This is a genomic window from Bradyrhizobium oligotrophicum (assembly GCF_051168495.1).
Taxonomy (GTDB): domain Bacteria; phylum Pseudomonadota; class Alphaproteobacteria; order Rhizobiales; family Xanthobacteraceae; genus Bradyrhizobium; species Bradyrhizobium oligotrophicum_A.
This window is the reverse complement of the sequence record NZ_JBNPVB010000006.1, coordinates 206,628-228,655: the sequence shown is the minus strand read 5'-3', so window position 1 is coordinate 228,655 and position 22,028 is coordinate 206,628. Positions and strand designations below refer to the sequence as shown.

Annotated in this window: 24 protein-coding genes and 1 tRNA gene; 6 read left to right on the top strand and 19 right to left on the bottom strand. The window is 66.5% G+C overall.

Annotation, left to right across the window (positions count from 1 at the left end):
* Positions 1 to 92 precede the first annotated feature (92 nt).
* From ACQR1B_RS14620 to ACQR1B_RS14605, 4 genes are read right to left on the bottom strand one after another with little or no spacing between them, the layout of a single operon-like run.
* The gene (locus ACQR1B_RS14620) at positions 93 to 503 is read right to left on the bottom strand and encodes a thiol-disulfide oxidoreductase DCC family protein (protein ID WP_434835951.1); all 411 of its coding nucleotides are present in this window, start codon (positions 501 to 503) and stop codon (positions 93 to 95) included.
* Positions 503 to 1,828, bottom strand: coding sequence for an SDR family oxidoreductase (locus ACQR1B_RS14615; protein WP_434835952.1), 1,326 nt, complete (start codon positions 1,826 to 1,828; stop codon positions 503 to 505). Before ACQR1B_RS14615 ends, ACQR1B_RS14620 begins: the two co-directional genes overlap by 1 nt.
* Positions 1,829 to 1,838: 10 nt before the next feature.
* Positions 1,839 to 2,306, bottom strand: a complete 468-nt coding sequence (locus ACQR1B_RS14610; protein ID WP_434835953.1) for a DUF2269 family protein — start codon at positions 2,304 to 2,306, stop codon at positions 1,839 to 1,841.
* Between the two features lie 9 nt (positions 2,307 to 2,315).
* Positions 2,316 to 3,212, bottom strand: coding sequence for an alpha/beta hydrolase family protein (locus ACQR1B_RS14605; RefSeq protein ID WP_434835954.1), 897 nt, complete (start codon positions 3,210 to 3,212; stop codon positions 2,316 to 2,318).
* Positions 3,213 to 3,451: 239 nt separating this feature from the next.
* Here ACQR1B_RS14605 and ACQR1B_RS14600 point away from each other — a divergent pair, with 239 nt between their 5' ends.
* Positions 3,452 to 3,961, top strand: a complete 510-nt coding sequence (locus ACQR1B_RS14600) for a GNAT family N-acetyltransferase (RefSeq protein WP_008963902.1) — start codon at positions 3,452 to 3,454, stop codon at positions 3,959 to 3,961.
* A gap of 173 nt (positions 3,962 to 4,134) precedes the next feature.
* On the top strand, positions 4,135 to 4,671 hold the full coding sequence (ppa, locus tag ACQR1B_RS14595) for an inorganic diphosphatase (RefSeq protein ID WP_434835955.1): 537 nt from the start codon (positions 4,135 to 4,137) through the stop codon (positions 4,669 to 4,671).
* A gap of 58 nt (positions 4,672 to 4,729) precedes the next feature.
* On the opposite strand, the gene folD is transcribed toward ppa, so the two are convergent.
* From folD to ACQR1B_RS14580, 3 genes are all read right to left on the bottom strand, one after another.
* Entirely contained in the window at positions 4,730 to 5,614 is an 885-nt protein-coding gene (folD, locus tag ACQR1B_RS14590; RefSeq protein WP_434835956.1) for a bifunctional methylenetetrahydrofolate dehydrogenase/methenyltetrahydrofolate cyclohydrolase FolD, read from the bottom strand.
* A gap of 285 nt (positions 5,615 to 5,899) precedes the next feature.
* Positions 5,900 to 6,229: a DUF167 domain-containing protein gene (locus ACQR1B_RS14585; RefSeq protein WP_434835957.1), complete on the bottom strand. Its 330-nt coding sequence runs from the start codon at positions 6,227 to 6,229 to the stop codon at positions 5,900 to 5,902.
* Between the two features lie 20 nt (positions 6,230 to 6,249).
* On the bottom strand, positions 6,250 to 6,540 hold the full coding sequence (locus ACQR1B_RS14580) for a YggT family protein (protein ID WP_434835958.1): 291 nt from the start codon (positions 6,538 to 6,540) through the stop codon (positions 6,250 to 6,252).
* A 205-nt stretch (positions 6,541 to 6,745) separates the two neighbouring features.
* On the opposite strand from ACQR1B_RS14580, the gene ACQR1B_RS14575 reads away from it, so the two are divergent.
* Positions 6,746 to 6,821 (top strand) — tRNA-Ala (locus ACQR1B_RS14575).
* Between the two features lie 128 nt (positions 6,822 to 6,949).
* Here the strand turns inward: ACQR1B_RS14575 and ACQR1B_RS14570 are convergent.
* The 5 genes from ACQR1B_RS14570 to ACQR1B_RS14550 all read right to left on the bottom strand — a co-directional run bounded on the left by ACQR1B_RS14570 (position 6,950) and on the right by ACQR1B_RS14550 (position 12,593).
* On the bottom strand, positions 6,950 to 7,759 hold the full coding sequence (locus ACQR1B_RS14570) for a glutamine amidotransferase (protein WP_434835959.1): 810 nt from the start codon (positions 7,757 to 7,759) through the stop codon (positions 6,950 to 6,952).
* Positions 7,760 to 8,011: 252 nt separating this feature from the next.
* A complete protein-coding gene (locus ACQR1B_RS14565) occupies positions 8,012 to 8,791 on the bottom strand; it encodes an SDR family NAD(P)-dependent oxidoreductase (RefSeq protein WP_434835960.1) in 780 nt (259 codons plus the stop codon).
* Between the two features lie 214 nt (positions 8,792 to 9,005).
* A complete protein-coding gene (locus ACQR1B_RS14560; RefSeq protein ID WP_434835961.1) occupies positions 9,006 to 9,473 on the bottom strand; it encodes a TerB family tellurite resistance protein in 468 nt (155 codons plus the stop codon).
* Positions 9,474 to 9,635: 162 nt separating this feature from the next.
* Positions 9,636 to 11,018 carry a cytochrome P450 gene (locus ACQR1B_RS14555; protein WP_434835962.1) on the bottom strand — a complete coding sequence of 461 codons (1,383 nt, stop codon included), beginning with the start codon at positions 11,016 to 11,018 and terminating at the stop codon, positions 9,636 to 9,638.
* Between the two features lie 207 nt (positions 11,019 to 11,225).
* Positions 11,226 to 12,593: a hydrolase gene (locus ACQR1B_RS14550; protein ID WP_434835963.1), complete on the bottom strand. Its 1,368-nt coding sequence runs from the start codon at positions 12,591 to 12,593 to the stop codon at positions 11,226 to 11,228.
* A 168-nt stretch (positions 12,594 to 12,761) separates the two neighbouring features.
* Here ACQR1B_RS14550 and ACQR1B_RS14545 point away from each other — a divergent pair, with 168 nt between their 5' ends.
* Positions 12,762 to 14,444, top strand: coding sequence for an MFS transporter (locus ACQR1B_RS14545; RefSeq protein ID WP_434835964.1), 1,683 nt, complete (start codon positions 12,762 to 12,764; stop codon positions 14,442 to 14,444).
* A 63-nt stretch (positions 14,445 to 14,507) separates the two neighbouring features.
* On the opposite strand, the gene ACQR1B_RS14540 is transcribed toward ACQR1B_RS14545, so the two are convergent.
* Positions 14,508 to 14,723, bottom strand: coding sequence for a hypothetical protein (locus tag ACQR1B_RS14540; protein ID WP_434835965.1), 216 nt, complete (start codon positions 14,721 to 14,723; stop codon positions 14,508 to 14,510).
* Positions 14,724 to 14,840: 117 nt separating this feature from the next.
* Positions 14,841 to 15,128 carry a hypothetical protein gene (locus ACQR1B_RS14535; protein ID WP_434835986.1) on the bottom strand — a complete coding sequence of 96 codons (288 nt, stop codon included), beginning with the start codon at positions 15,126 to 15,128 and terminating at the stop codon, positions 14,841 to 14,843.
* Between the two features lie 315 nt (positions 15,129 to 15,443).
* Between ACQR1B_RS14535 and ACQR1B_RS14530 the strand changes: the two genes are divergently transcribed.
* A complete protein-coding gene (locus ACQR1B_RS14530) occupies positions 15,444 to 16,490 on the top strand; it encodes a polysaccharide deacetylase family protein (RefSeq protein WP_434835966.1) in 1,047 nt (348 codons plus the stop codon).
* A 73-nt stretch (positions 16,491 to 16,563) separates the two neighbouring features.
* On the opposite strand, the gene ACQR1B_RS14525 is transcribed toward ACQR1B_RS14530, so the two are convergent.
* On the bottom strand, positions 16,564 to 16,992 hold the full coding sequence (locus ACQR1B_RS14525) for a hypothetical protein (RefSeq protein WP_434835967.1): 429 nt from the start codon (positions 16,990 to 16,992) through the stop codon (positions 16,564 to 16,566).
* 432 nt (positions 16,993 to 17,424) lie between these two features.
* Here ACQR1B_RS14525 and ACQR1B_RS14520 point away from each other — a divergent pair, with 432 nt between their 5' ends.
* On the top strand, positions 17,425 to 18,003 hold the full coding sequence (locus ACQR1B_RS14520; RefSeq protein ID WP_434835968.1) for a hypothetical protein: 579 nt from the start codon (positions 17,425 to 17,427) through the stop codon (positions 18,001 to 18,003).
* A gap of 58 nt (positions 18,004 to 18,061) precedes the next feature.
* On the opposite strand, the gene ACQR1B_RS14515 is transcribed toward ACQR1B_RS14520, so the two are convergent.
* The 4 genes from ACQR1B_RS14515 to ACQR1B_RS14500 all read right to left on the bottom strand — a co-directional run bounded on the left by ACQR1B_RS14515 (position 18,062) and on the right by ACQR1B_RS14500 (position 21,875).
* Positions 18,062 to 19,048: a CobW family GTP-binding protein gene (locus tag ACQR1B_RS14515; protein WP_434835969.1), complete on the bottom strand. Its 987-nt coding sequence runs from the start codon at positions 19,046 to 19,048 to the stop codon at positions 18,062 to 18,064.
* Positions 19,041 to 19,373: a hypothetical protein gene (locus tag ACQR1B_RS14510; protein WP_434835970.1), complete on the bottom strand. Its 333-nt coding sequence runs from the start codon at positions 19,371 to 19,373 to the stop codon at positions 19,041 to 19,043. Before ACQR1B_RS14510 ends, ACQR1B_RS14515 begins: the two co-directional genes overlap by 8 nt.
* Before the next feature lie 8 nt (positions 19,374 to 19,381).
* The gene (locus ACQR1B_RS14505) at positions 19,382 to 20,263 is read right to left on the bottom strand and encodes a polysaccharide deacetylase family protein (protein ID WP_434835971.1); all 882 of its coding nucleotides are present in this window, start codon (positions 20,261 to 20,263) and stop codon (positions 19,382 to 19,384) included.
* 208 nt (positions 20,264 to 20,471) lie between these two features.
* Positions 20,472 to 21,875 (bottom strand): GSCFA domain-containing protein, encoded by a 1,404-nt coding sequence (locus tag ACQR1B_RS14500; RefSeq protein ID WP_434835972.1) that lies wholly within the window; start codon positions 21,873 to 21,875, stop codon positions 20,472 to 20,474.
* Positions 21,876 to 22,028 lie beyond the last annotated feature (153 nt).

Sequence of the window (22,028 nt, the reverse complement as noted above, 5' to 3'; positions counted from 1 at the left end):
TGGGAAGAGAATTTCATGCTGGTATCAATCGATCCAACGAATTATATTGGATATTCCGTTCGTTTCAATCGATTGATCACGATCGCACGCGTTTACTGGTCGAGCACCCGCCGGCGCAGTTCGGCATCCGGCACGAAGCAGGAATCGTATTTGCCGAAGATGCGGTAGCGGTTGCGCGCAACCACGCTGTAGACGGCGTCGCGCAGCGACTTCGGCACCGCGAACAGCGCGCGCGTCCAGCCCCAGCCCGGCAGGTTCGACAGCACGGTCAGCGCCGCATCGGATTTGAGATGCGCCTTGCCGCCATGCACGACCGCGTTGGTGTCGGGCTCGCGGGGATCGATGCCGAACGCCTGCGCCAGCCGTGTGCCATAGGGCGACTGGATCGGCGTGACGCGGAAGCGCTTTTCGGTGTCGCGCGCGATCACGAACTGCACCCAGCGCGAGCAGAACACGCAGACTCCGTCATAGAGGATCACATCGTCGTCGGGCCAGTTCGTCATCAGCGATTGTCCATCACGAGAAGCGCGACCAGCATCAGCACGATCGCAGGTCCCGTCTTCACCAGCGCGCCGAGCGGTTCGAGCCAGAGGTCGGGGGTCAGCACCGCGCAGCCGAGCATGTAGCCGAGCGAGACGAAGATGCCGGCAGCAAGGCCGAAGGCCGCCGTCTTGCGGAACGCGATCAACACGCCGACCGAGATGTCCATCATGCTGGTGATCGCCGCGAACGGAATCGCAAAGCCCTCGGGCCAGCCGCGCGTGGTCAGGATTGCCGTGGTGGCGGGGAACGAGATGAACAGCGCGATGCTGCCCGATGCGACCCAGAACAGCACGAGGCTCGCGATGATCAGCGCCTTGGTCAGGAACAGCCGCGCGAACCATTTGTCCTGAATGGGCGCGCCATGCGCGCCGACGGTCTCAGCAAGAGTTGTCGGCGTGATGCCGGTCGCTGCGATCCATGGCGCGGGATCGCCGCGCACGCCGCGACGAAGTTCGGCGATGGCCGTGCTGCGCATCGGCGGCATCCAGCCGAGCCGGCTGGCGAAGTCGCCGGCGATCGCGCCGAGATTGATCAGCGGCGCGGGGATCGCGAGGCGTCGCCAATCAGCCGTGCCGTAGCTACGCCGAAACGCGGCGATGACGTCACCCAGCGTCACCGGCTCGGACTGCATCAGATCCCAGCTCACCGCGCGCATGTCCTCGCCGACCGGGCGCAGGGCGAGCCAGGCGATGGTCGCAGCGATGTCCGCCACCGCGACCGGCTGGAACGGCGTCGCCGCATCCTTCCCCGGCAGATCGATCGGAAACGCCGCGAGCGCCCGCACCATGGCGCTGCCGCCATAGGCCGAGGGGGCGATCACGAAGCCGGGGCGCAGGATCGCGTGGGGAATGCCGGAGGCCGCGATCAGGCGCTCGGCCTCGCGCTTGGTGGTGGCGAAGGCGGTGTGATCCTCATCGGCGGTCCCGGGGATCGAGACGTGAATGAAGCGCACGCTGCGGCCGCAAGCGGCGATCGCGGCGAGCAGCCGCACGACGAATTCGCGATGCACCGCATCGGTGTTGCTGCCTGGACCATCCTGCAGCACGCCGAGGCAGTTGACGACGACATCGATCTCATGCCCGCGCATCAGCCCCGCCAGGCCTGTGGCATCGAGCGCCATGATCGGCAGCTCGATGTCGGCAGGCGATACGCGCTGTGAAGCGGAGAACGCGCGCGCAACGCCGATTGTCGCAAAGCCGCGCCGGCGCAGATCGTCGGTGACGAAGCGGCCGATCAGACCGGAGGCGCCGAGCACGAGGATGCGGGAGGTGGTCGGCGTGATCATGCGCTTCTCATCAGAACGGCTTCGCGATCATCAGCCAGAGAATGGCCATGACCGCGCCGAAGCCGGGAATGCCGCACAGGAACCAGCGGCGGAAGACGGTGAAATAGCGTGGCGGCAAGGGTTGTGAGTTCGTGACGGCGGCCCGCGCGAGATCGCGCAGCTCGATCTGCATGAAGATCACCGGCACCCAGAACAGCCCGGCGATGGCATAGAGCGCGAGCGAAATGAGCAGCCAACCGTCGGTCACCGCGGTCGACGACAGCCACATCAACGTGCCGCCCGTGATTGGCTGCAGCAGCACCGCCGACAGCGTGAACAGCATGTCCGCGATCACGACGACGCCCGCAGTGCGCGCGATGAACGCGGCCTCATTGCTCAGATGCGCCATCAGCATGAAGAACGCGATCCCCGTGCCGGTGCCGAGGATCACGATGGCGCCGAGCACGTGCAGATATTTGACGAGGAAATACAGCGTCATCGTGTCCTGCTAGTCCGGTCGCGTGAAGCGTGTGGATCGCGACGCGGCGAGCGCGCGTGCCAGCACCTCAACCGCAAGCGCCACACCGGCAGTGTGCTCGATCAGCCAATGACCTTCATCACCGTAGGATGGCAGCACTTCGAAATCCGTGCGACCGCCGGCTGATTTGAAAGCATCGGCGAGCCACCGTGACAAGGCCGGCGGGAAATAGCTGTCATTGGCTGCGACCAGCCAGGTGACGGGGACGCGCGCGTTGCGTCCAAAGATGCCGGCCGTCTCTCGCAGGCGCTCGTCGGCGCAAACGCGTTCGGGCACGTCGTCGGCGTGACCGCCGCGGCCGGCAGCAAACACGATGATCCCCGCGACGAAGGGCTGCTGATCGGCAAGCGCCAGCGCGCCCCAGCCGCCGGCGGAATGTCCGATGACGAGAGCGCGGCGTTTCGCGACGAATGGCTGTTCGCGCATGAAGGTGAGCGCGCGCAAAATCTGTGCGGCGGTCGCGCGCCCCGAGCGCTCGTAGTTCGCATCGGCACAGCCGCCCTGATCCTCGACATACGGACCGCCGGTGCGGCCATGTCCGAGGCGCTCCGGCACCAGCACCGCATAGCCGCGCGCGACCAGTTCGCGCGCCAGCGCCGTGTAGCTCGGCTGCGGCATCTGCGCCCGCCGCAGCGGATTTTGCGTGGAGGCGTGAGCAATCAAGGCCAGCGGAAACGGTCCGTCGCCGGCGGGCCGATACAACAGCGCATGCGCTGGAATTCCGGGCTCGGTCGACGGCACCAGCCACTGCTGCTGCCGGCCCGGCTCGCCCTCGGGCGCGACCGGGCCGAACGTCTGCGCCCATGCGCTCGGCCCTGACAGGACGGCGAGCGCGAGCAACCATGAGACGCAGCGAAGCAGCAGCATTGAGCCCGGCGGGAGGATTTTGTCGTGACGCGAGATTAGCCCACGCCGCGACCCGGAAGCTGCAGTTTTTCGCCCAAACAGGCGTTGGCGGTTATCAGGCACCGTCGACTCTCAACAATGTTGCGAAATTGTCCCTTTTCGGCACAGGTTTCCGCCGCGGTGATGCCGAAAATCCACAGGTTAACCGATCTTTAACGTGGCACCTTGAAGGCGCGCCGCCGACTTGCTTTGATCCCGTCATGAGCACAACCCTGATCGAAGTCCGTCCGGCCAAGGCTGCAGATGCGGCTGCGGTGGCGTCAGCCCACGATGAAGCTTGGCGGTCCGCCTACCAGGGGATCATCCCTGGCGCCGAGCTGGAGAAGCTGATCAACCGGCGCGGCCCCCAATGGTGGGACAGCGCGATCCGCAAAGGCAGCCGCGTCAGCGTGCTGGTGTTCAACGACAAGGTCGCAGGCTATGCGAATTACGGCCGCAACCGCGCCCGCAGCCTGCACTTCGATGGCGAAGTCTACGAGCTCTATCTGCGACCGGAATTTCAGGGGCTGGGGTTCGGTCGCCGGCTCTTCCAGGCGGCCAAGCGCGATCTTGCGCAGAGCGGCCTGAAGAGCATGGTGGTGTGGGCGTTGTCCGACAACGATCCCGCCACCGAGTTTTACCGTGCCTTGGGCGGCCGCATGGTCGCACGGTCGTCGGAGCGCTTCGGACCGAAGTCGCTCGACAAGGTCGCTTTTGCCTGGACCAACTGAGTCCGGAATTGACGGAGCTCTGGGCGCGTTGAGCGGTAACGCGTCGGCGAATTGAACTGAAGATTTGGCATTGAGGTAGCTGTTGCGCAGCCGCGATTTTTTTGCGACTGCGAATGCGAGCGCTCGTCTGGCGAGCGTCCGACCCTCAAACGTTCAAGTTCAACGGAGCATCCATGCGCATCGACGCCATCCCGATCGGGAAAGATCCGCCGCGCGAGGTCAACGTCGTCATCGAAGTGCCGGTCGGCGGCGAGCCGATCAAGTACGAGCTGGACAAGGAGGCCGGCACGCTGTTCGTCGACCGCTTCCTCTACACGGCGATGCGCTACCCCGGTAATTACGGCTTCATCCCGCACACGCTGTCCAATGACGGCGACCCTTGCGACGTGCTGGTCGCCAACACCCGCGCGATCGTGCCCGGCGCGGTCATGAGCGTGCGCCCCGTCGGTGTGCTGATCATGGAAGACGAGGCCGGCGGCGACGAGAAGATCATCGCGGTGCCGTCGTCGAAGCTGACCCAGCGTTACGACAAGGTGCGCAGCTACAGCGACCTGCCGGACATCACGCTGCAGCAGATCCAGCACTTCTTCGAGCACTACAAGGATCTCGAGCCCGGCAAGTGGGTCAAGGTGCTGCGCTGGGGCAATGCCGACGACGCCCATCAGCTGATCGCCGAGGGCATCGCGCGCGCCAAGGCGGCGAAGACGTAATCGTTCAGGACGTCATTCCGGGGCGGCTCAAAAAGCCGGCCCGGAACGACCGAGCGGATCACACCGCCGGCTTCGGCAGCCCCGAAATGGCGCAGGCCGCGCGCAGCGTGTTCACCAGCAGGCACGCCACCGTCATCTGGCCGACGCCACCCGGCACCGGCGTGATCGCCCCGGCGACCTCAGCCACCTCGGCATAGGCGACGTCACCGACCAGCTTCGTCTTGCCCTCGGGCGTCGGAATGCGGTTGATGCCGACGTCGATCACGGTCGCCCCCGGCTTGATCCAGTCGCGCTTGACCATCTCCGGACGGCCAACCGCCGCATAGACGAGGTCGGCACGCGCGGTCAGCGCGGGCAGGTCGCGCGAGCGCGAATGCGCGATCGTCACCGTGGCGTTCTCGTTCAGGAGCAGCTGCACCAGCGGCCGGCCGACCAGGTTGGAGCGGCCGATCACGATCGCGTTCAGGCCCTCCAGCGAGGCATGCACGGTCTTGCTGAGGATGATGCAGCCGAGTGGCGTGCACGGCGCCAGCGCCGGCTGGCCGCCGGCGAGGCGCCCGGCATTGTGCGGGTGCAGGCCGTCGACGTCCTTGGCCGGATCGATCGCGTTGATCACGACCTCGGTCTCCAGTCCCTTCGGCAGCGGCAGCTGCACCAGGATGCCGTGCACGGCGGGGTCGCGATTGAGCTTGCCGATCAGCGCCAGCAGGTCGTCCTGCGCCACGTCGGCGGGCAGCTTGTGCTCGAACGAGGCCATGCCGGCCGCCTGGGTCTGGGTGTGCTTGCTGCGGACATAGACCTCGGACGCCGGGTCGTTGCCGACCAGAACCACGGCGAGGCCTGGCGTCAGGCTGTGGTCGCGCCTCACCCTCTCGACCTCGCGCGCCACCTGCGCGCGCAAATCGGCCGCGATGACTTTTCCATCGATGATGCGTGCGGTCATGTCTGGTTCCCCTGTGGCAGCGCCTATTCAGTATGTCGACGGCAAAGATCGTTGCCGCAGGCCTCCACCCTCCCCTGGAGGGGGAGGGGCGATCGCGCGGCGCGTCAGCGACGGGCGAGCGGGGTGGGGTGATCTCTCCACGCACGCCAGCGCATGCAGAGAGATCACCCCACCCCGCCTCTCGGTTCGCTTCGCTTTCCGTGAGGCGACCCTCCCCCTCCAGGGGAGGGTGAAGACCGCCGCTGCCGAAGCAGAACGCACAGGCTCGTCTTGCGTCTGCTGTCGTTATTTCCCGGTCGGCTTATGGGCTGCAACGAGGTCGCGCAAGGCCTGATCGAGCCCGGAAGGATCGCCATCGACGGCAACCTGCTTCAGCCGCGAGGTCGTGCCGGAGGTGATTCGCACCGAGGCCTTGGTCACGCCGATCGCCTTGGCCAGCAGCTCGGTCACGGCGCGGTTGGCCTCGCCGCCATCGGCGATCGCGCGCACCCGGACCTTCAGCACGCTGCGGCCGTCGGACAGCGTCTCGATGCCGTCGATCGCGTCCCGCCCGCCGCGCGGTGTCACCCGCACTGCGATCATGAGGCCGCCGGAGGTTGGGCGCCAAGGCTCCATGATGCCGGCAGCGGGGCCGGTTAGAAGACGTTGGGATAGATGTAGTAGGCGATCACCCGCTGGATGAACATGATGATCAGGATCAGGATGATCGGCGAGATGTCCAGGCCGCCGAGATTCGGCAGCATCCGGCGGATCGGCGCCAGCACGGGCTCGGTGATTCGATAGAGGAATTCAGCGACGGCAGAGACGAACTGATTGCGCGTGTTCACGACGTTGAAGGCGATCAGCCAGGACAGGATGGCGGATGCGATCAGCAGCCAGACGTAGAGGTCGAGCACGAAGACGACGATGTCGAGAACGGCACGCATGCGGGTCCACTCATGGGCGAGGTCGCGAATTCGACCTGTGTCATGGGCTAGATATCGGTTCCCCCCGGTCCAAACAAGGGAAGCTGGCCGTCAAGGCTAACGGGCGATGCGACCGTTCTTGACTTGACCTCGGCGGCCACTGTAAATGGCGCCCGATCTGCCGGCCGCCTTCCCACATTGCGGCCATCTCCGGCAGTCGTGATTCGGGGCCATAGCTCAGCTGGGAGAGCGCGTCGTTCGCAATGACGAGGTCGGCGGTTCGATCCCGCCTGGCTCCACCACGCTTCGCCCTTCGGGCTACGCGTGGCGTAGCCGCGCTGGTGCCCGAAGGGCGAAGCGTGGTGCCCGGCGAAGCCCCTTGGCGAAGCCGGGCTTTACAGCACACCCGCCAATCCCAAAAACTCGGCCTCTACTCCGCCGCCTCTGCGAGCGCGGCCATCGGCTCGCGCTTCAGCCAGTTGTCCAGAAAATGCGCCAGCCAGGCCCGCTCCGCAGCATCGTGCACGGCGCGGCCTTCGAAATGATGGTGGCGCAGACGGGCGCCGGGCGTATCCAGCCGGGCATGGCCGCGCGTGGTCCAGCGGCACATCATGGCGTAGGTCACATCCGGGTGGAACTGCAGCCCGGTGGCGTTCGCGTATTGATAGGCCTGAACCGGAAAGTCGCCGCCTTCGGCGAGCAGGTCGGCGCCATCAGGCAGATCGAAGCCTTCGCGATGCCAATGGTAGACGTGATCGGGCCAATGCGGGCACAGCTTCTTGCCGATGCGCGTCGGGCGGATCGGATAGTAACCGATCTCGGCGCGCCCTTCCGGATGCGGTGCCACCCTGGCGCCGAGTTGCATCGCCAGCATCTGCGCTCCCAGGCAGATGCCGAGAAAGGGCCGCTGCTCGCGCAACGGCACCTCGATCCAGCCGATCTCGCGGCGGATGAATGCGTCCGGATCGTTCGCGCTCATTGGGCCGCCGAAAATAACGGCACCCGAATGCTCATCGAGCGTCTCGGGCAGCGGGTCGCCGAAGCGCGGCCGGCGGATGTCGAGCGGGTAGCCGCGCCCGCGCAGGGCATTGCCGACCCGACCGGGGCTCGAGGTTTCCTGATGCAGGACGATGAGGACGGGCCGTCGCGGCGCAGCCGCCGGGGCCGGCTTCGATGAGAGGTGCCGAACGTCCGCTGTGGCGGTCCCGTTCGGTCGGAGCGAAGGGTTTGGCCTGAGCATCACCTGGCGATCATAGCTAAGCGAAAGTTAACGACGCGTGAGCGAGTCTACGTTGCAAAGCAAGCACCGGGCCAGTGGCCTGATTTCCGCCGGCGCAAGAAATTCGCCGCGACATCTTTCGCGAGAGCCGAACGACACTGGCGGAATCAAAAACGCAGAAGAATTATGTCACGCCATTTTCGCCGGGACATTCGCTTGGAGAGGAGGCCGACATTCTGAACCAAATGTTGGAAGCGGAACGCCGGCGCGCGATCAAGTCCGCTTGAGCTGCAGCCGGCCGACCGCCGCCAGGATGAAGCCGCGCGGAAACCAGCGCAGCATGAACGGGACGATCTTGATACCGAGCCCCGGCAGCACGACCCGCTTGTCGGCCATCAGGCCGCGATAGCCGGCCTCCGCGACGGCCCGCGGCGGCACGTTGAGGATCACAGAATCGACGCCCGGCTTGAAGCCGGCACGGTCCTGGAATTCCGACGGCACCGGGCCCGGGCACAGCACGGTCACGCGCACGCCCTGCGGCGCCAGCTCGTTGCGCAGCGCCTCGGTGAACGAGATGACGTAGGCCTTGGAGGCATAATAGACCGCCATGCCCGGCCCGGGCAGGAAGCCGGCGACCGACCCGAGGTTGAGGATGCCGCCCTTGTTGCGAATCAGCTGATCGGCGAAGCGCAGCGACAATTCGGTCAGCGCACGCACGTTCACGGAGATCATGTCGAGCTGCTCGGCGCGGTCGAGCTGCACGGCCTTGCCGAACAGGCCGAAGCCGGCATTGTTCACGAGATATTCCAGCTCGACCCCGGCCTCCGACAGCGCGGCCTCGATGGTCGCGCCGGAATCGGGCGAGGTGAGATCACAGGGGATGACGATAGGCGCCGGCCCGCCCTTGGCGGTGATTTCGCGGGCGAGAGCCGCCAGCCGGTCCTCGCGGCGAGCCGTGAGCGCCAAACGGTGCCCGTTCGCGGCGAACACGCGGGCCAGTTCGGCCCCGATTCCCGCCGACGCACCCGTTACGAGCGTGACACGTTCAACCACGATCCCTGCTCTTCGATCACATTTCGACGATCATCCGATTGCGGCGGACGAGAGCATAGGCGGCGGGGAAGATGCAAGCCGCCCGCAATATCGCGCCCGGCGTCGAGGCGGCGAAATACCGTCGGATTCACATAGATTTAGATGAACGAGGCAAGCCGCGACCAAAATTAAAGTTTGTTCATCTCCGTTCCGCGCGGAACCTGGGAGATGGAACTCAGGCCGGCGTGACCGGCCGGCGCGCCGCCACCCGGTGCTTCAGGTCGACCCGGTCACGGGTGGAGATGCCGAGCAGCTCCGACGCCCGCCAGACCACATTGTCCTCGAACTCGGTCACCTTGCCGTCGGCATAGACCACCTGCCACATCATCTCGACGATGCGCAGGCGGCCCGCCTCGTCGACCTCGCGCATGATGACGCTGGTGAAGCGGTAGAGATCGACTGCGTCGCCCTCCGCCAGCATGGCCTGGGCGATCAGCCGGTCGGCGCTGCCTGGATCGAGTCCGAAATGCAGTTCGATCAGGCTGTGCAGCTTGCGCCGCTCGGCGTCGTTCGGCTCGCCGTCCAGCGACATCACGTGGATCAGCAGCGCGGTCGCGGCCAGCTGATAGCCATTGTCATCGAAGGCCGGAGGCTGCTGCGGCGAAACGACGTCGGCGATAAATTGGCGCAGTCCTTCGAGCATGTCGTCCCTTGCGCTGTTCGATGCTGGTGCGGACCGCGACCCGGCCTGCTTTCGCCTCTTATATGCGAGCCCGGTCCGGCTTCGGCAATCGGCCGCGGCAGGCGAGCCGCATGACATTTCGGTAAGCGTCCTCGGGACGCGGTGGGATATCGGATGTCTCGTTCAACGCGGCGTGATCCGGAACAGCGGCGAGCGGTTCGGCTGCGTCGTCACCACGCCCACCGGCATCACCGGCACGCGATCGACGAGCTCGATCCGGAACCCACCGACCAGGCGCGCCAGAACCAGGACCGCCTCGACCAGCGCGAAATGGGCGCCGATACAGACGCGCGCGCCGGCGCCGAACGGCAGATAGGCGAAGCGCTCCGGCGGCGCCGCGCCCGGCATGAAACGCTCGGGCATGAAGGCGTTGGGCGCCTGCCACAGCCTCTCGTGCCGATGCAGCAGCCAGGGCGAGATCAGCACGACGTCGCCGCGCTTCACGTCGAACCCGGCGATCCGGTCCGGCCCGCCGGCCGCGCGTGCAATCAGGAAGGCCGGCGGATACAGCCGCAATGTCTCGTCGATCACCGCGCGCGTGAACGGCAGTTGGTCTGGGTTGCTGAGATCAGTCACGGTCCGCGCCTCCTGCGCCAGCCGCTCCTGAGTGGCCGGGTCGAGCGCGATCAGATACAGCGCCCAGAACAGCGCCGTCGCGGTGGTCTCGTGTCCGGCGAGGATCATGGTTGCGACCTCGTCGGCGAGCTGCGCGTCGGCGAACGCCGCCCCGGTCTCCGGATCGCGCGCCGCGCCCATCAAGTCGAACAGGTCGCGCGGTGGCGCATCCTCGAGCTTGCCGGCGGCGCGGCGCTCGGCCATCAGCATGGCGACGAAAGCGGTCCAGCGCTTGCGAAAGCGGCGGCGCGCAAAATCACGCGGCGTCGGCCAGGTCAGCGGCAGCACGATGTCGAGCAGATGCGGAGCCGCCAGCCGCTCGCCGTACTCGTAGACGAAGTCGCGCAGGGTGGCGCCGTGGCGGCCCATTTCGAATGAGAACATCGTGCGTCCGGCGATGTCGAGCGTCATGCGCTGCATGATCTCGCGCAAATCGAGCGGCTGTCCGCACTGCTGGCGCAATTGGGCGACGGTATCGTCGGTCACCGCGACCATGTGCGGAACGAGGCCGGAGACGGCGCGCGGGGTGAAGGCCGGCGCCAGGGTGCGGCGCTGGTGCTTCCATGCCTTGCCCTCGGCGATCAGAAGGCCTTCACCCAGCACCGGACGCAGCACGCGGATGGCGCCGACGGTGCGGACGTAGTTTTCCCAATTGTCGACCAGCACATGCTTGATCGTCTCGGGCGTGTTGAGAATGTAGCTGGAATTGCCGAAGAAGCGGCCGCGGATGATCTCATCCTCATAGGCGCGCTGGCTCCAGGTCGAGATCGCGTTCTCGCCCATCATCAGCACGCGGCGGAGGGCGCCCATGCTGTCCGGCGCGCGCGGCGGGATCGGCGGAACCAGCGGCGATCGCGCCTGGGGCAGGTAGTGGACGTCGGCGATACTCATTCACTGCCTCTCGACGGGTCACGCGTCTGGAACGATCGAGCGATGCAAGTCTCGATCAGCCGCCGTCCAACGCGACGAACGGCCGCGGACCGGCAGGGCGGAGCCGAATTCTCCATCCGGAGGTACCCGGGTGGCCTCGTTCGCGAGGTGAGGCCGAGAGCGCGACTCGCGCTCCCAGGGCTGTCATGTCCCATCATACTCCGGCAACTAATTAGTCAGCTCGATCATTGCAATCCTGCCTTCCGATGCGGGCCAAAGACGGGCGGCGATGCGTTCCTCGTTGAACAGTCCGATGACGCTGCGGCCGACGTCGCCCGCCGGCAGCCGCAATGTCGTCGCCGCGTCGGTCGGGATTCCCTTCTGTACGTCGGCGGGTTCCTTGCCGTCGAGCAGCAATATGTCGCGCGGCAGCCCGAAATAGCCGCGCGGCCTGATCATGATGACGATGGCTCCCGCACCGGCGTCCGCCTGGCCTAGCGGCCGTGCGGCGCGCAGATGCACGACGTCGGACGAGCGCGGGAACGGCGAACGGTAAAAATGCGTGATCGGTGCGCCCGGCGATGTCAGCACGATCTCGATAGAGGACGTCGGGTCGACCTCCGCAGGACCCCAGCGGCCATCCGCGCCGGTCTGGCCGCGATAGACCGGCTCACCGTTGCGTGCCCCGGTCTCGCCAGAGACCCGATAGACCTCGACGGTCGCGCCGGCCACCGGACGGTTGGTCGGCACGCCGCCGGGTGTTCCAGTCACCAGCCCGCTGATGCGCACCTCGCGTTCGGGCTGGATCGCGATGAACGCCGGCTCGCGGCCGGCGATGAATTTGTAGATTTCGCGGAACGCGCGCGGATGGAACGCGACCTCGCGGTGGTCGAGCGCGCCGATCACGAGGTTCGTCGCGCCCTTCAGCGCCGGCCCCTCGGCGGTGATCCCGGTGGGCACGCCGGGCTTGCCGACCAGACGGCCGTCCGCCTGCGCGTATTTGTCGAGCCCGTCGCCGCGCAAGGTCAGAAAGGCGGTGCCCGCGGTCACCTCGCTGTCGCCGGAATTCAGCCCGCGTAGGAACGGGCCGCGACCGTTGAACTCGCTGCCGGGGCTGTCATCCCAATCGAACACGCCGTGATTGGGCGTGCCGCACAGCACGGCATGGCTGACATCGGCTCCGCCGCCGTTCTTGACGACGTTACGGATCGCATTGCCGCCGCGCGAGCTGCCGACCAGAGCCACGCGCGCGGCGCCGGTGCGCTCTTTCAGGGCCTTGATCGCCTCAGTGAGCTCCTGGCGCTGGTCCTCGGTCGACGAGCGGTTCGGCTGCGCCACGGCGTCGTCATTGCGGGCGAGCGGATCGGTGAAATTGAGTGCGGCAAGGCGCGAGCGCGGCACGCCGTTGGATTCCATCCGCCACAGCGCGGTCAACCACAGCGCCGCATGGTCGCCATTGCCGTGGACGAACAGGATGGGAGGAACCTCGCTCGCCGGCGGCGCTGCCGATTGCGCCGATGCAGGTAAGGTCAGACCGGTCGTGAGCAGGGGCGTGGTTGCTATGCCCTGCAGAATGGTGCGGCGCGTCAGATCCATCGGCGGTCTCCCTGTCGTCTCATCTTGTTCGTTGGCCGCAGTCCAGATCCCGAGATCGAGCACTGGACAGCGGCGGACATTCGCAGGCATCACATACGGGCGGCTGGAATCAAGCGATAGGTCGAGGCGGCATAGCTCGATGCGAGTTGGCGACGTGGACGGACCTGCATGAATGTGCCGCAGAAACGGGAGCTGTTCGCTGCCGAGAGCATTGCCGCGCCGCTGCGTCACGCGGTGTTCCGCCGCATCTGGCTGGCGAGCCTGCTGTCGAATCTGGGCCTCCTGATCCAGGCCGTCGGTGCCGCCTGGGCGATGACGCAGATGACGTCGTCGGCCGACAAGGTGGCGCTGGTGCAGACCGCGCTGATGCTGCCGGTGATGTTCATCTCGATGCCGGCCGGCGCCATCGCCGACATGTACGACCGGCGCATCGTCGCGCTGGTTGCGCTCGCGGTGGCGCTGGGCGGCGCAACGACTCTGACCGTGCTGGCATGGCTCGGCCTCGTGACACCGGAGCGCCTGCTGGCGCTGTGCTTCGTGATCGGCAGCGGCATGGCGCTGATGGGACCGGCCTGGCAATCCTCGGTCACCGAGCAGGTGCCCGCGGAAACGTTGCCCGCCGCCATCGCCCTCAACGGCATCAGCTACAATATCGCCCGCAGTTTCGGTCCGGCCATTGGCGGCGTCGTGGTCGCAGCCGCCGGGGCGGTCGCGGCCTTTGCGGCCAATGCGCTGCTGTATCTGCCGCTGCTGGCCGCGCTGTTCCTGTGGCGGCGCGTGGTCGAGCCGAGCAGGCTGCCGCGCGAGCCGCTCGACCGCGCCATCGTCTCGGGCGTCCGCTACATCATCCATTCGCCGTCGATCCGCATCGTCCTGATTCGCACCCTCGTCACCGGCATCATCGGCGGCTCGCTCTCGGCGCTGATGCCGCTGGTGGCGCGCGACCTGCTGCATGGCGGCGCACAGACCTACGGCATCATGCTCGGCGCGTTCGGGATGGGCGCCGTGGTCGGCGCGCTCAACATCGGCGAGATCCGGAAGCGGCTGTCAGGAGAGGCCGCAATCCGAACCTGCGCGCTCACACTCGGTGCCGCAACAGCGGCGGTGGGGCTCAGCACGGAGCCGGTGCTGACGGCGGCCGCGCTCGTCATCGCGGGTGCGGTATGGATGCTCGCGGTGGCCCTGTTCAACATCGGCGTGCAACTGTCGGCGCCGCGCTGGGTCGCCGGCCGCGCGCTGGCCGCCTTCCAGGCCGCGATCTCCGGCGGCATCGCCATCGGCAGCTGGGGATGGGGGCGGCTGACCGACGCCGCGGGCGTCGAGGTCGCGCTGCTGGTCTCGGGCGCGCTGATGATGGTGTCGCCGCTGCTCGGCCGGTGGCTGCGGATGCCGCCGGTCGGCGCCCGCAACGAGGACGGCGAGACCTTGGCCGATCCGGAGGTGCAGCTCGAGCTGACGCCGCGCTCGGGGCCGCTGGTGGTCGAGATCGAGTACCGCGTCGCCGAGGACAACGCCCGCGCTTTCCATGACCTGATGCAGGACGTGCAGCTCAGCCGCCAGCGCAACGGCGCCTATGGCTGGTCGATCGCGCGCGACATCGCCGATCCCGAACTATGGACCGAGCGCTATCACTGCCCGACCTGGATCGACTATCTGCGCCAGCGCAACCGTTCGACGCGCGCCGAACGCGAGCTGCACAAGCGCGCCATCGATTTCCACGTCGGTGCCGACCCGGTGCGCATCCGCCGCATGCTGGAGCGCCCGTTCGGCTCGGTCCGCGCCAAGGACGACATCGACCGCACCACGGAGAACGCTCCGGCCGTCGCGTCAGCGGCCCGCAGCGGGCCGTAGGCGAACGGTCAGTTGCGCTCGTGAAGATCGGATGCCAGAGAAGCCTGTCCCGGAATGGGACCGTTACTGCCCGTGCTCTGTCAGCACCTTCTCGCAGGCCTTGGACAGCTTGGCGCGGTGCTCCTTGAGGCAGGCCAGCACAGCCTGGTCGCCATTGTTCATGACCGCGCGGCAATGTCGCGAGACGTCGCGCGCGCAGGCATCCTGGCCGGGCTGCTGCTGGGCCGATGCCGTCGACGCCATCAGGACAAGAGGAAGGACCACCAAGAATCTGCTCATCGCTGACGCCTCGCTCCCGGCATTGAAGGCTTTGCCCGCGCTTTTAGGCGTCATGACCGGCCGTCGCAAGCGCCCCGGTCGCAGCCGGGGCGCGCGCGATGGGAGCCGGCCGCGCCGTCAATTCGCGTCGTTGACCTCGGCGATCTTGCCGCTGCGCCGGGACACCTCGCGGTCGAGCACGGCGCGGCAGCCGGAGCTCAGCGCGGAGCGGTTCTTGATCATGCAGGCAGTGATTGCCGGGATGTTGGGGATCTCGCTGCTGCACAGGCGGAAGGCGTCGCCGGTGCACATCTGCTGTGCCTCGGCGCTGAACGCGAAGCTGGCGCTCGCGGTGAAGGTCGAGATGGCGGCGACGCCTGCGGCCGTCAGAACGGCCTTGCGCAGGAAAGTGAGGGGTGTCGTCATGGCTGGCTCCCATCGGCGCCGCGTGATTGCGGGCCCGTGTTCAATGCAGCCATCATGGCGAGATCGCTCGCTCGCGACCGTGATGCTGATCACGCCGATCGAAAGCTTCGCGCCGTGCATGCAGGCCGACGCCCGCGGCGACATGCCGCCCCGGTGAAATCCCCGTCTGCGCGGGCATCATGCTGGAAATCTTGGTCGATCCTGCCCGTGTTGGCGCCGCGTTAAGGATTCGTTGGCACTAATGGAAGCTAACTGAAGGGGCGGACGGCGTTCTCGTCCGCCATCGAGTGTCTCGCGTTTTCGGGAAGAGTAACCATGCGTCATGCGTTAGGCTTGCTGCTGGCCACCGTCGTTGCGGCGCTGGCGATCACCGGTGTGTGGTATTGGGTTTCAAAGCCAAACGCCGCCAAGGCCGCCGCGCAGAGCGCCGCGGCGAAGCCGTCCGAGTTGGCGCCGCCGCCGTCTGCGAGGGTTGCGGCCAAGGGCGCCAAGGACGACGTCGACTATACCGGCACCGTGCCTGCGAAGCCGGCCGCGTCAATCGCCGCGCCCGTTCAGCCGAAATCGACCTGTGCCAATCCGGACGCGCTCGGCATCGCGCGCACCGTCGTGGTCGACACGACGGGCGGTCCCGGCTTCGGTCTCGACCATTTCAAGCAGTTCGACTTCCTTGCCGACCACGAGGTGGTGCTGACCTTCGATGACGGTCCGTGGCCCAACAACACGCCCGCGGTCCTGAAGGCGCTCGCCGACGAATGCACCACCGGCATCTTCTTCACCATCGGCAAGCACGCCACCTATCATCCGGAGATCCTGCGCCAGGTGCTGGCGGCGGGGCACGTGGTCGGCGTGCACACCTGGTCGCACGTCAATCTGAACGGCAAGAAGATGACCGACCAGACCGCCAAGGACGAGCTGGAGAAGGGCATCAGCGCGGTCAAGTTCGCGCTCGGCGGCACCAACCCCGCGCCGTTCTTCCGCTTCCCGCAGCTCCAGCACCGGCCCTCTGCCGTGGCGTATCTGGGCAGCCGCAACGTCGCGATGTTCTCCTGCGACGTCGACAGCTTCGACTTCCGCTCCAAGGATGCCGACCAGGTCGTCAACACGGTGATGACCGGGCTCGAGAAGAAGGGCAAGGGCATCATCCTGATGCACGACTTCCAGAAGAACACGGCACTGGCGCTGCCGACCTTGCTGCGCCGGCTCAAGGCCGGCGGCTACAAGGTCGTCGCGATGAAGCCGAAGGGCACGCTCGACACGCTGCCGGAATATGACGCGATGGTCGGCCAGGATCCGAAGCTGCCGACGACCATGACCAATGCGCGGCCGATCTCGAGCGTGATCCAGACGGTCGCGCAGTAAGGTCCATTGCAATGCGGTGACGCGAAGGCCGGGCGCTCGCCCGGCCTTTCTCACTGCTGGCTCAGGACGGCGTTCACCAATAGATGCCGTGGCGGTGCAGCTCGCGAACGATGCGGGCCTCGGTCCAGCTCTTGCCGCGCGGCTTCGCAGAGCGGGCGGAGCGCGATGACCGCGACGGCCTTTGCGCCGAGCCCGTGCGAGGAACAGACGGTGCCGCTTCGGTCGCGGCGGGTTGCGGTGCTGCTGTGGCCGCCGGAGTCGTCGATGCCGCTGCCGACGGCACGGCGGGCGCCACCGGCTGCGTAGGCTGCACCGGGGCTGCGACGGCCGGGACCGGCGCCGGCGTGACCGTGACTTCTCCCGCCTGCCGCACATAGGTCGGGCGTGGCGCGGACGCCGACGCGGTGTCGCTCGACGGCAGCGACAGGCTGCGTGTGCCGTCGGCCAGGGCGGCGGTCGCGGACACCAGGACCATGGCTCCGGTCAAAATCATCTTGCGCATCTCGAAAGCTCCCCTCGTTGACTGTGAGGAGGCTAGCCGCAGGCGGGATCGTCCGATGTGACATTGATCACGCTCATGGTTGCAAGCGGCAATGGAGACTGAACGGCGGCACACGCCATTGCGGAACGGCGCACCATTTTTTTCAGAACCTTTTCGCGGCCGTAGAGACTTCCGTTCAGCACGACGGGAACTCGCGGACGGAGCCCATCGGAGATCCGGACAATGGATCGATTGCGTGACTTGCGCGGTGGGCGCGCGGACAATCCTGCTCAGCCGGGTTTGTTACCAAATTACCGCCACTGCGAGGTGCATGGTGCAGAGGCGGCCCGGGACTGAGGAGGTTCGCATTCTGCATACCAACTGTTCGTTGGTGGTGTTCAGCGAGCTCGCCGAATCCGATAGGGCTCATCAATTCGCGGGAAGGACGGGCGCATGCGTCGAATGATGATTGCGGTTCTACTGTCGGCTCTCGCCTTGCTGGCCAGCAACGGGCAGGGGCGGACGCAGGGCGGCGAGAACGAGGTCGAAGAGGTCTACATCGCCCGGACCCTGCGCCATGGCCGCGTGGTGCCGTCGGATTTCTGCGCGCCGACCAAGACCGGGTTTGCCCCGGCGCTGGAGGATCAGCTTTCGATCCACGCCGTCAGCGTGCAGTCGGGCGACGCGCGCATGACCGCCACCACTGACAAGAGCATCGGCGAGATGCGGGTGTGCATCGGCCAGGCCATGGATCCCACGCTGCTCGGCACTTACACCGAGGGCCAGCTCAACGGCATCGCCTTCACCGGCATCGGCGATTGCCGTCTGGTACGCGGCAACCTTCCGGAAGAGGGTCTCCTCACCCACCGCTGCTTCCAGGTGCTCTCGGGACTGCCGGAGCCCTATGTCGGCGGCTTCCTGGTCTCCAGCTCGCTGTATTCGAAGACGCCGTTCGGCGCCGAAAGTTCGCCGCCGGGTTATGCCCAGGCCAGCATCCTGATCATCCGGCTGTGGAAGAAGCGGCTGCCCTGAGGCGCCGGCCGCGACGCCACGCCGGCTCGTCATCCTCGGACGCCATCGACGGCCGATGTCAGGAGGACGGGTCCGGCGAAAGCCCGGTGAAGGCGGCGAACGACCGCTTGACCAGGTCTGGCGCGATGCCGTCCACGATGAAGACCAGCCGCGAGCGCCGGTCGTCGTCGGGCCAGGACTTGAGATGCGTCGGCGTATGCACGAGGTGCTGCACCCCGCGTACGGCGACCGGGCGCGTCTCCCCCTGCAGCGACAGCACGCCCTTGACCCGCAGGATCTGCGTGCCGTGCCGGTTGAGCAGCATGGTCAGCCAGACGCCGAACACGCTCCAGTCCAGCGGCTGATCGACGACGATCGAAAACGCGCGTGCAGAGGAATGCGCGGCCGGACCGGTGGGATCGGCGAACGCCTTGAAGCCATGGCTGCGGTCCGACAACAGCCGATCCGGCGCGAACGGCTCTTCCGCGACCGCGATGACCGGACTGAGCGGATTGATCGCCTGCAGCCTTGCGCGCACGGCTTCGGCCTGCTCGCGGCCCGCGATGTCGGTCTTGGTCAGCGCGATGACGTCGGCGGCCGCGATCTGCCGCAGCGCTTCCGGATGGCGCGCGATGTGCTGGAGCCCGTTGACCGCATCGACGGTGGTGACGACACCGCCGGCCCGAAAGTGGTGGCGCAGCACCGGATCGGCGCGCAGTGTCGACAGCACCGGAAACGGATCGGCGAGGCCGGTGCTTTCGATCACCAGCCGGCGGAACGGCGGCACCAGGGCGCGCTCCCGGCGCGAGAACAGGTCGCGCATCGCGACGGCGAGTTCGCCGCGCACGGTACAGCACACGCAACCGGAGCCGAGCAGGATGGTCTGCTCATCCAGCCGCTCGATCAGATGATGGTCGAGCGCCACGTCGCCGAATTCGTTGATGATGATTGCGGTGTCGTGCAGCGCCGGATCGGCCAGCAGACGGCGCAACAAAGTGGTCTTGCCGGAGCCGAGGAAGCCCGTGAGCAGCGTCGTCGGCGTCAACGCGGGCGGCTGTTCAGTCACCGCCGCTGCTTTCCAATCGTGCGAGGTAATCGGCATCCAACGGATCGCAGGGCCGGTTCGACAATCGCTCGGCGACGATCCAGAGGTGGCCGAGATCGGCCACGATGTCGCTCTTGCCGGTCAGGGTCGACAGCAGGAACGATGCGCCCTGCCAGTCCGACAGCTGCATGCCCAGCGGCTTCAGCACGCGGTTGGCCGCGCGTACCCGCCGTGCACGTTCGAGCCGGCGCCGGGCCGGATCGGTGTTGTGCGTATAGGCGTCGTCGCGTGCGGCCGCGTCGGTCCAGTGCTCCGCACCCCCGAGACTGCCGCACAGCGCGCACATCGCGGCGCCTATGTCTGTCGCGGGAAGCGGCGTGCGAAATCGTCCGCCATCTCGTCCATGGTGACGAACGTCACGCCCGGATGCGACGCGATGTGATGATAGAGCCGTTCCAGCATCAGCAGCACCTGCGGCCGGCCGGACACGTCGGGATGGATCGTGATCGGAAACACGGCGTAGTCGTGCTCCCGATAGACCCAGTCGAACTGATCGCGCCAGATCTCCTCCAGATGGCGCGGATTGACGAAGCCATGGCTATTCGGACTTTTCTTGATGAACATCATCGGCGGAAGGTCGTCGAGATACCAGTTGGCCGGGATCTCGATCAGGTCGGTCTCCTGGCCGCGCTTCAGCGGCACCATCCACTCGTCCGGCTTCTTCGCGTAGTCGATCTTGGTCCAGCTGTCGCCGACGCGCACATAATAGGGATGGAAGTCGTTATGCATCAGCGAGTGGTCATATTTGATGCCCCGCTCCAGCAGCAGCTCGTTGGTGACGGTCGAAAACTCCCACCAGGGCGCGACATAGCCGGTCGGACGGCGGCCGGAGAGCTTGGTCACCAGATCGATGCATTTGTCGAGGATGGCGGTCTCCTGCTCGCGGGTCATGGCGATCGGGTTCTCATGGCTGTAGCCATGGATGCCGATCTCATGGCCGCTGTCGGCGACCGCCTTCATCTGCTCGGGGAAGGTCTCGATGGAATGGCCCGGGATGAACCAGGTCGTCTTGATCCCGAACCGCTCGAACAGCTTGAGCAGCCGCGGACTGCCGACCTCGCCGGCGAACAGGCCGCGCGAGATGTCATCGGGCGAATCCTCGCCGCCGTAGGAACCCAACCATCCCGCCACGGCATCGACGTCGACGCCAAATCCGACAAGAATCTCTTTCGCCATCCGGCTTCCCTTTCGAACCGTTGCGGGACGCGCGCCACGTCCGCCCGGGAAGGGATGATAAGGCGTTTCAGGCGATGCGGAGAAGACCGCGCCTGCCGATCTTTTGGGCGAAGATGACCGGCGCTTGTCGCCGCGGTCGGGATTTGAGCGACCAGAAAAGCAAGCGGCGGCCCCGAGGCCGCCGCGCAGGGTCGCCTGATTTGCGCGCTCAGGCCGGCGAGAAGGTCTGGACGAAGGCGCGCACCGTCGCCGACACCTTGTCCTCCGAGACGTGCCAGGCGGCGCCGTCGTCGGCGGCGAAGAAGCTGGAGGCATTGGAACCGCCCCAGCGGAACACCTCGAAGGACGGCCAGTACCAGATGTCCTCGAGGTTCGAATTGTTGACGACCTCGTGCGCGACCAGCCGCATCGTGCTCTTCGACAGGCAGTCGGCCTGCACCACCGATTCATACTCGAACGAGGTCAAGAGCGGCACCGGCGACACCGTGACGATGACCTTGATGCCGGGCGAGATGCTCCTGACGAAGTCGATCAGATAGCGCACGTTGTCGACGTTCTCCTGCACGGTCGCGGTGCGGAACTTGTACTTCTCGGCCAGCGCCCGCGAGTTCAGCGCGGTCGGCCGCGGCAGCACGAAGGCGCCGGTCTCACGGTCGAAGAACGCGGCGGCAACGCCCAGCGTCAAGATGAAGACGTCGGCCTGGCGGATGACGTTGAGCGTGTTCTCCTTGCTCGATCCCGGCGGCAGCAGCTCGACGATGCGCTCGCGGATCTCCGGATCGATCGCGGCGTCGCGCAGCCAGTCGACGAACACGCGGTTGGCGAACGTCGTGTTGATGTATTCCGAGATCTCCATGTGGTGGCTGGCATAGCCGCTGTCGGTGAGGCTCTTGGAGAGGTTGCGCGCGAAGCACGAGCCCATCGTGAAGAAGCGCGTGCTCTTGTCGAGGAATTTTGGCGCTGCGGCGAGGTTCACCGCGATGTGGTTGGTGATCAAGGTCTGCAGATCGCCGAGGAAGTCCTTGGTCTCCGGATAGCGGCCGACCTTGGCGCGGCCCTTGACGTCCTTCGCCTTGCCCTTCTTGGCGTTGGAGCGCGCGATCTCCAGCGTCTCGCGATTGGCCGGCACGTCATAGGCCGGGTCGAGCTTGATCGCCTTCTCGAGTGCTGCGACCGCCTCCTCGAATTCGTTGCCCTGGGTCAGGATCTCGCTGAGCGCGAAATAGTCGGCGGCCTGGTTGGAGCCGCGGGCGACCTTGCGGAACAGCTCCATCGAGCGCGTGAACGGGCCGACATGGCTGCAGCGCACCGCCGCGCTCCGGATGAGATGGAGATTGCCCTCGCTGGGATCGTCGAAGATCTCCGGATGCTCGTCGAGGATCGCGAGCATCATGTCGCGCGCCTCGGCGCGCTTCTTGTGCGAGCCGTCGTCGATCAGCTGCGCATAGATGAAGCGGGCGTTGATGTCCTTCGGATCGAGCTCGAGCAGCTTCTGGAACGCGAGCTGCGCACTGACGAAATCCTTGTCCTCGATATATTTGTAGGCGAGCGTCCTGATCTGGCCGACGATCGATTGAAACTGGGTGTGGTTGTCGAGGGCAGTGGTGCTCATGTCGCGGGTTCGCCTTTGTCTCGCGTTGCGTCGATCCGGCTTGCAGCGGCAGCAGGAGCCGAGCATCGCCGCCTACGGGGCCGAATCGTCACACGCGCAGGCATCGCAAACCGCGAGCATTCCGTTTCGACCATGACCTTGAGTACTGATCGC

Coding starts and splice junctions, on each gene's coding strand:
- ACQR1B_RS14500 (WP_434835972.1), bottom strand. CDS start 21,875: ATGAGCACCACTGCCCTCGACAACCACACCCAGTTTCAATCGATCGTC.
- ACQR1B_RS14505 (WP_434835971.1), bottom strand. CDS start 20,263: ATGGCGAAAGAGATTCTTGTCGGATTTGGCGTCGACGTCGATGCCGTG.
- ACQR1B_RS14510 (WP_434835970.1), bottom strand. CDS start 19,373: ATGTGCGCGCTGTGCGGCAGTCTCGGGGGTGCGGAGCACTGGACCGAC.
- ACQR1B_RS14585 (WP_434835957.1), bottom strand. CDS start 6,229: ATGGAGCCTTGGCGCCCAACCTCCGGCGGCCTCATGATCGCAGTGCGG.
- ACQR1B_RS14550 (WP_434835963.1), bottom strand. CDS start 12,593: ATGGATCTGACGCGCCGCACCATTCTGCAGGGCATAGCAACCACGCCC.
- ACQR1B_RS14560 (WP_434835961.1), bottom strand. CDS start 9,473: ATGCTCGAAGGACTGCGCCAATTTATCGCCGACGTCGTTTCGCCGCAG.
- ACQR1B_RS14525 (WP_434835967.1), bottom strand. CDS start 16,992: ATGCGCAAGATGATTTTGACCGGAGCCATGGTCCTGGTGTCCGCGACC.
- ACQR1B_RS14600 (WP_008963902.1), top strand. CDS start 3,452: ATGAGCACAACCCTGATCGAAGTCCGTCCGGCCAAGGCTGCAGATGCG.
- folD (WP_434835956.1), bottom strand. CDS start 5,614: ATGACCGCACGCATCATCGATGGAAAAGTCATCGCGGCCGATTTGCGC.
- ACQR1B_RS14535 (WP_434835986.1), bottom strand. CDS start 15,128: ATGACGACACCCCTCACTTTCCTGCGCAAGGCCGTTCTGACGGCCGCA.
- ACQR1B_RS14580 (WP_434835958.1), bottom strand. CDS start 6,540: ATGCGTGCCGTTCTCGACATCGTCGTCTTCGTGCTCGACCTCTACGTC.
- ACQR1B_RS14605 (WP_434835954.1), bottom strand. CDS start 3,212: ATGCTGCTGCTTCGCTGCGTCTCATGGTTGCTCGCGCTCGCCGTCCTG.
- ACQR1B_RS14615 (WP_434835952.1), bottom strand. CDS start 1,828: ATGATCACGCCGACCACCTCCCGCATCCTCGTGCTCGGCGCCTCCGGT.
- ACQR1B_RS14545 (WP_434835964.1), top strand. CDS start 12,762: ATGAATGTGCCGCAGAAACGGGAGCTGTTCGCTGCCGAGAGCATTGCC.
- ACQR1B_RS14610 (WP_434835953.1), bottom strand. CDS start 2,306: ATGACGCTGTATTTCCTCGTCAAATATCTGCACGTGCTCGGCGCCATC.
- ACQR1B_RS14540 (WP_434835965.1), bottom strand. CDS start 14,723: ATGAGCAGATTCTTGGTGGTCCTTCCTCTTGTCCTGATGGCGTCGACG.
- ACQR1B_RS14530 (WP_434835966.1), top strand. CDS start 15,444: ATGCGTCATGCGTTAGGCTTGCTGCTGGCCACCGTCGTTGCGGCGCTG.
- ACQR1B_RS14620 (WP_434835951.1), bottom strand. CDS start 503: ATGACGAACTGGCCCGACGACGATGTGATCCTCTATGACGGAGTCTGC.
- ACQR1B_RS14570 (WP_434835959.1), bottom strand. CDS start 7,759: ATGCTCAGGCCAAACCCTTCGCTCCGACCGAACGGGACCGCCACAGCG.
- ACQR1B_RS14555 (WP_434835962.1), bottom strand. CDS start 11,018: ATGAGTATCGCCGACGTCCACTACCTGCCCCAGGCGCGATCGCCGCTG.
- ppa (WP_434835955.1), top strand. CDS start 4,135: ATGCGCATCGACGCCATCCCGATCGGGAAAGATCCGCCGCGCGAGGTC.
- ACQR1B_RS14520 (WP_434835968.1), top strand. CDS start 17,425: ATGCGTCGAATGATGATTGCGGTTCTACTGTCGGCTCTCGCCTTGCTG.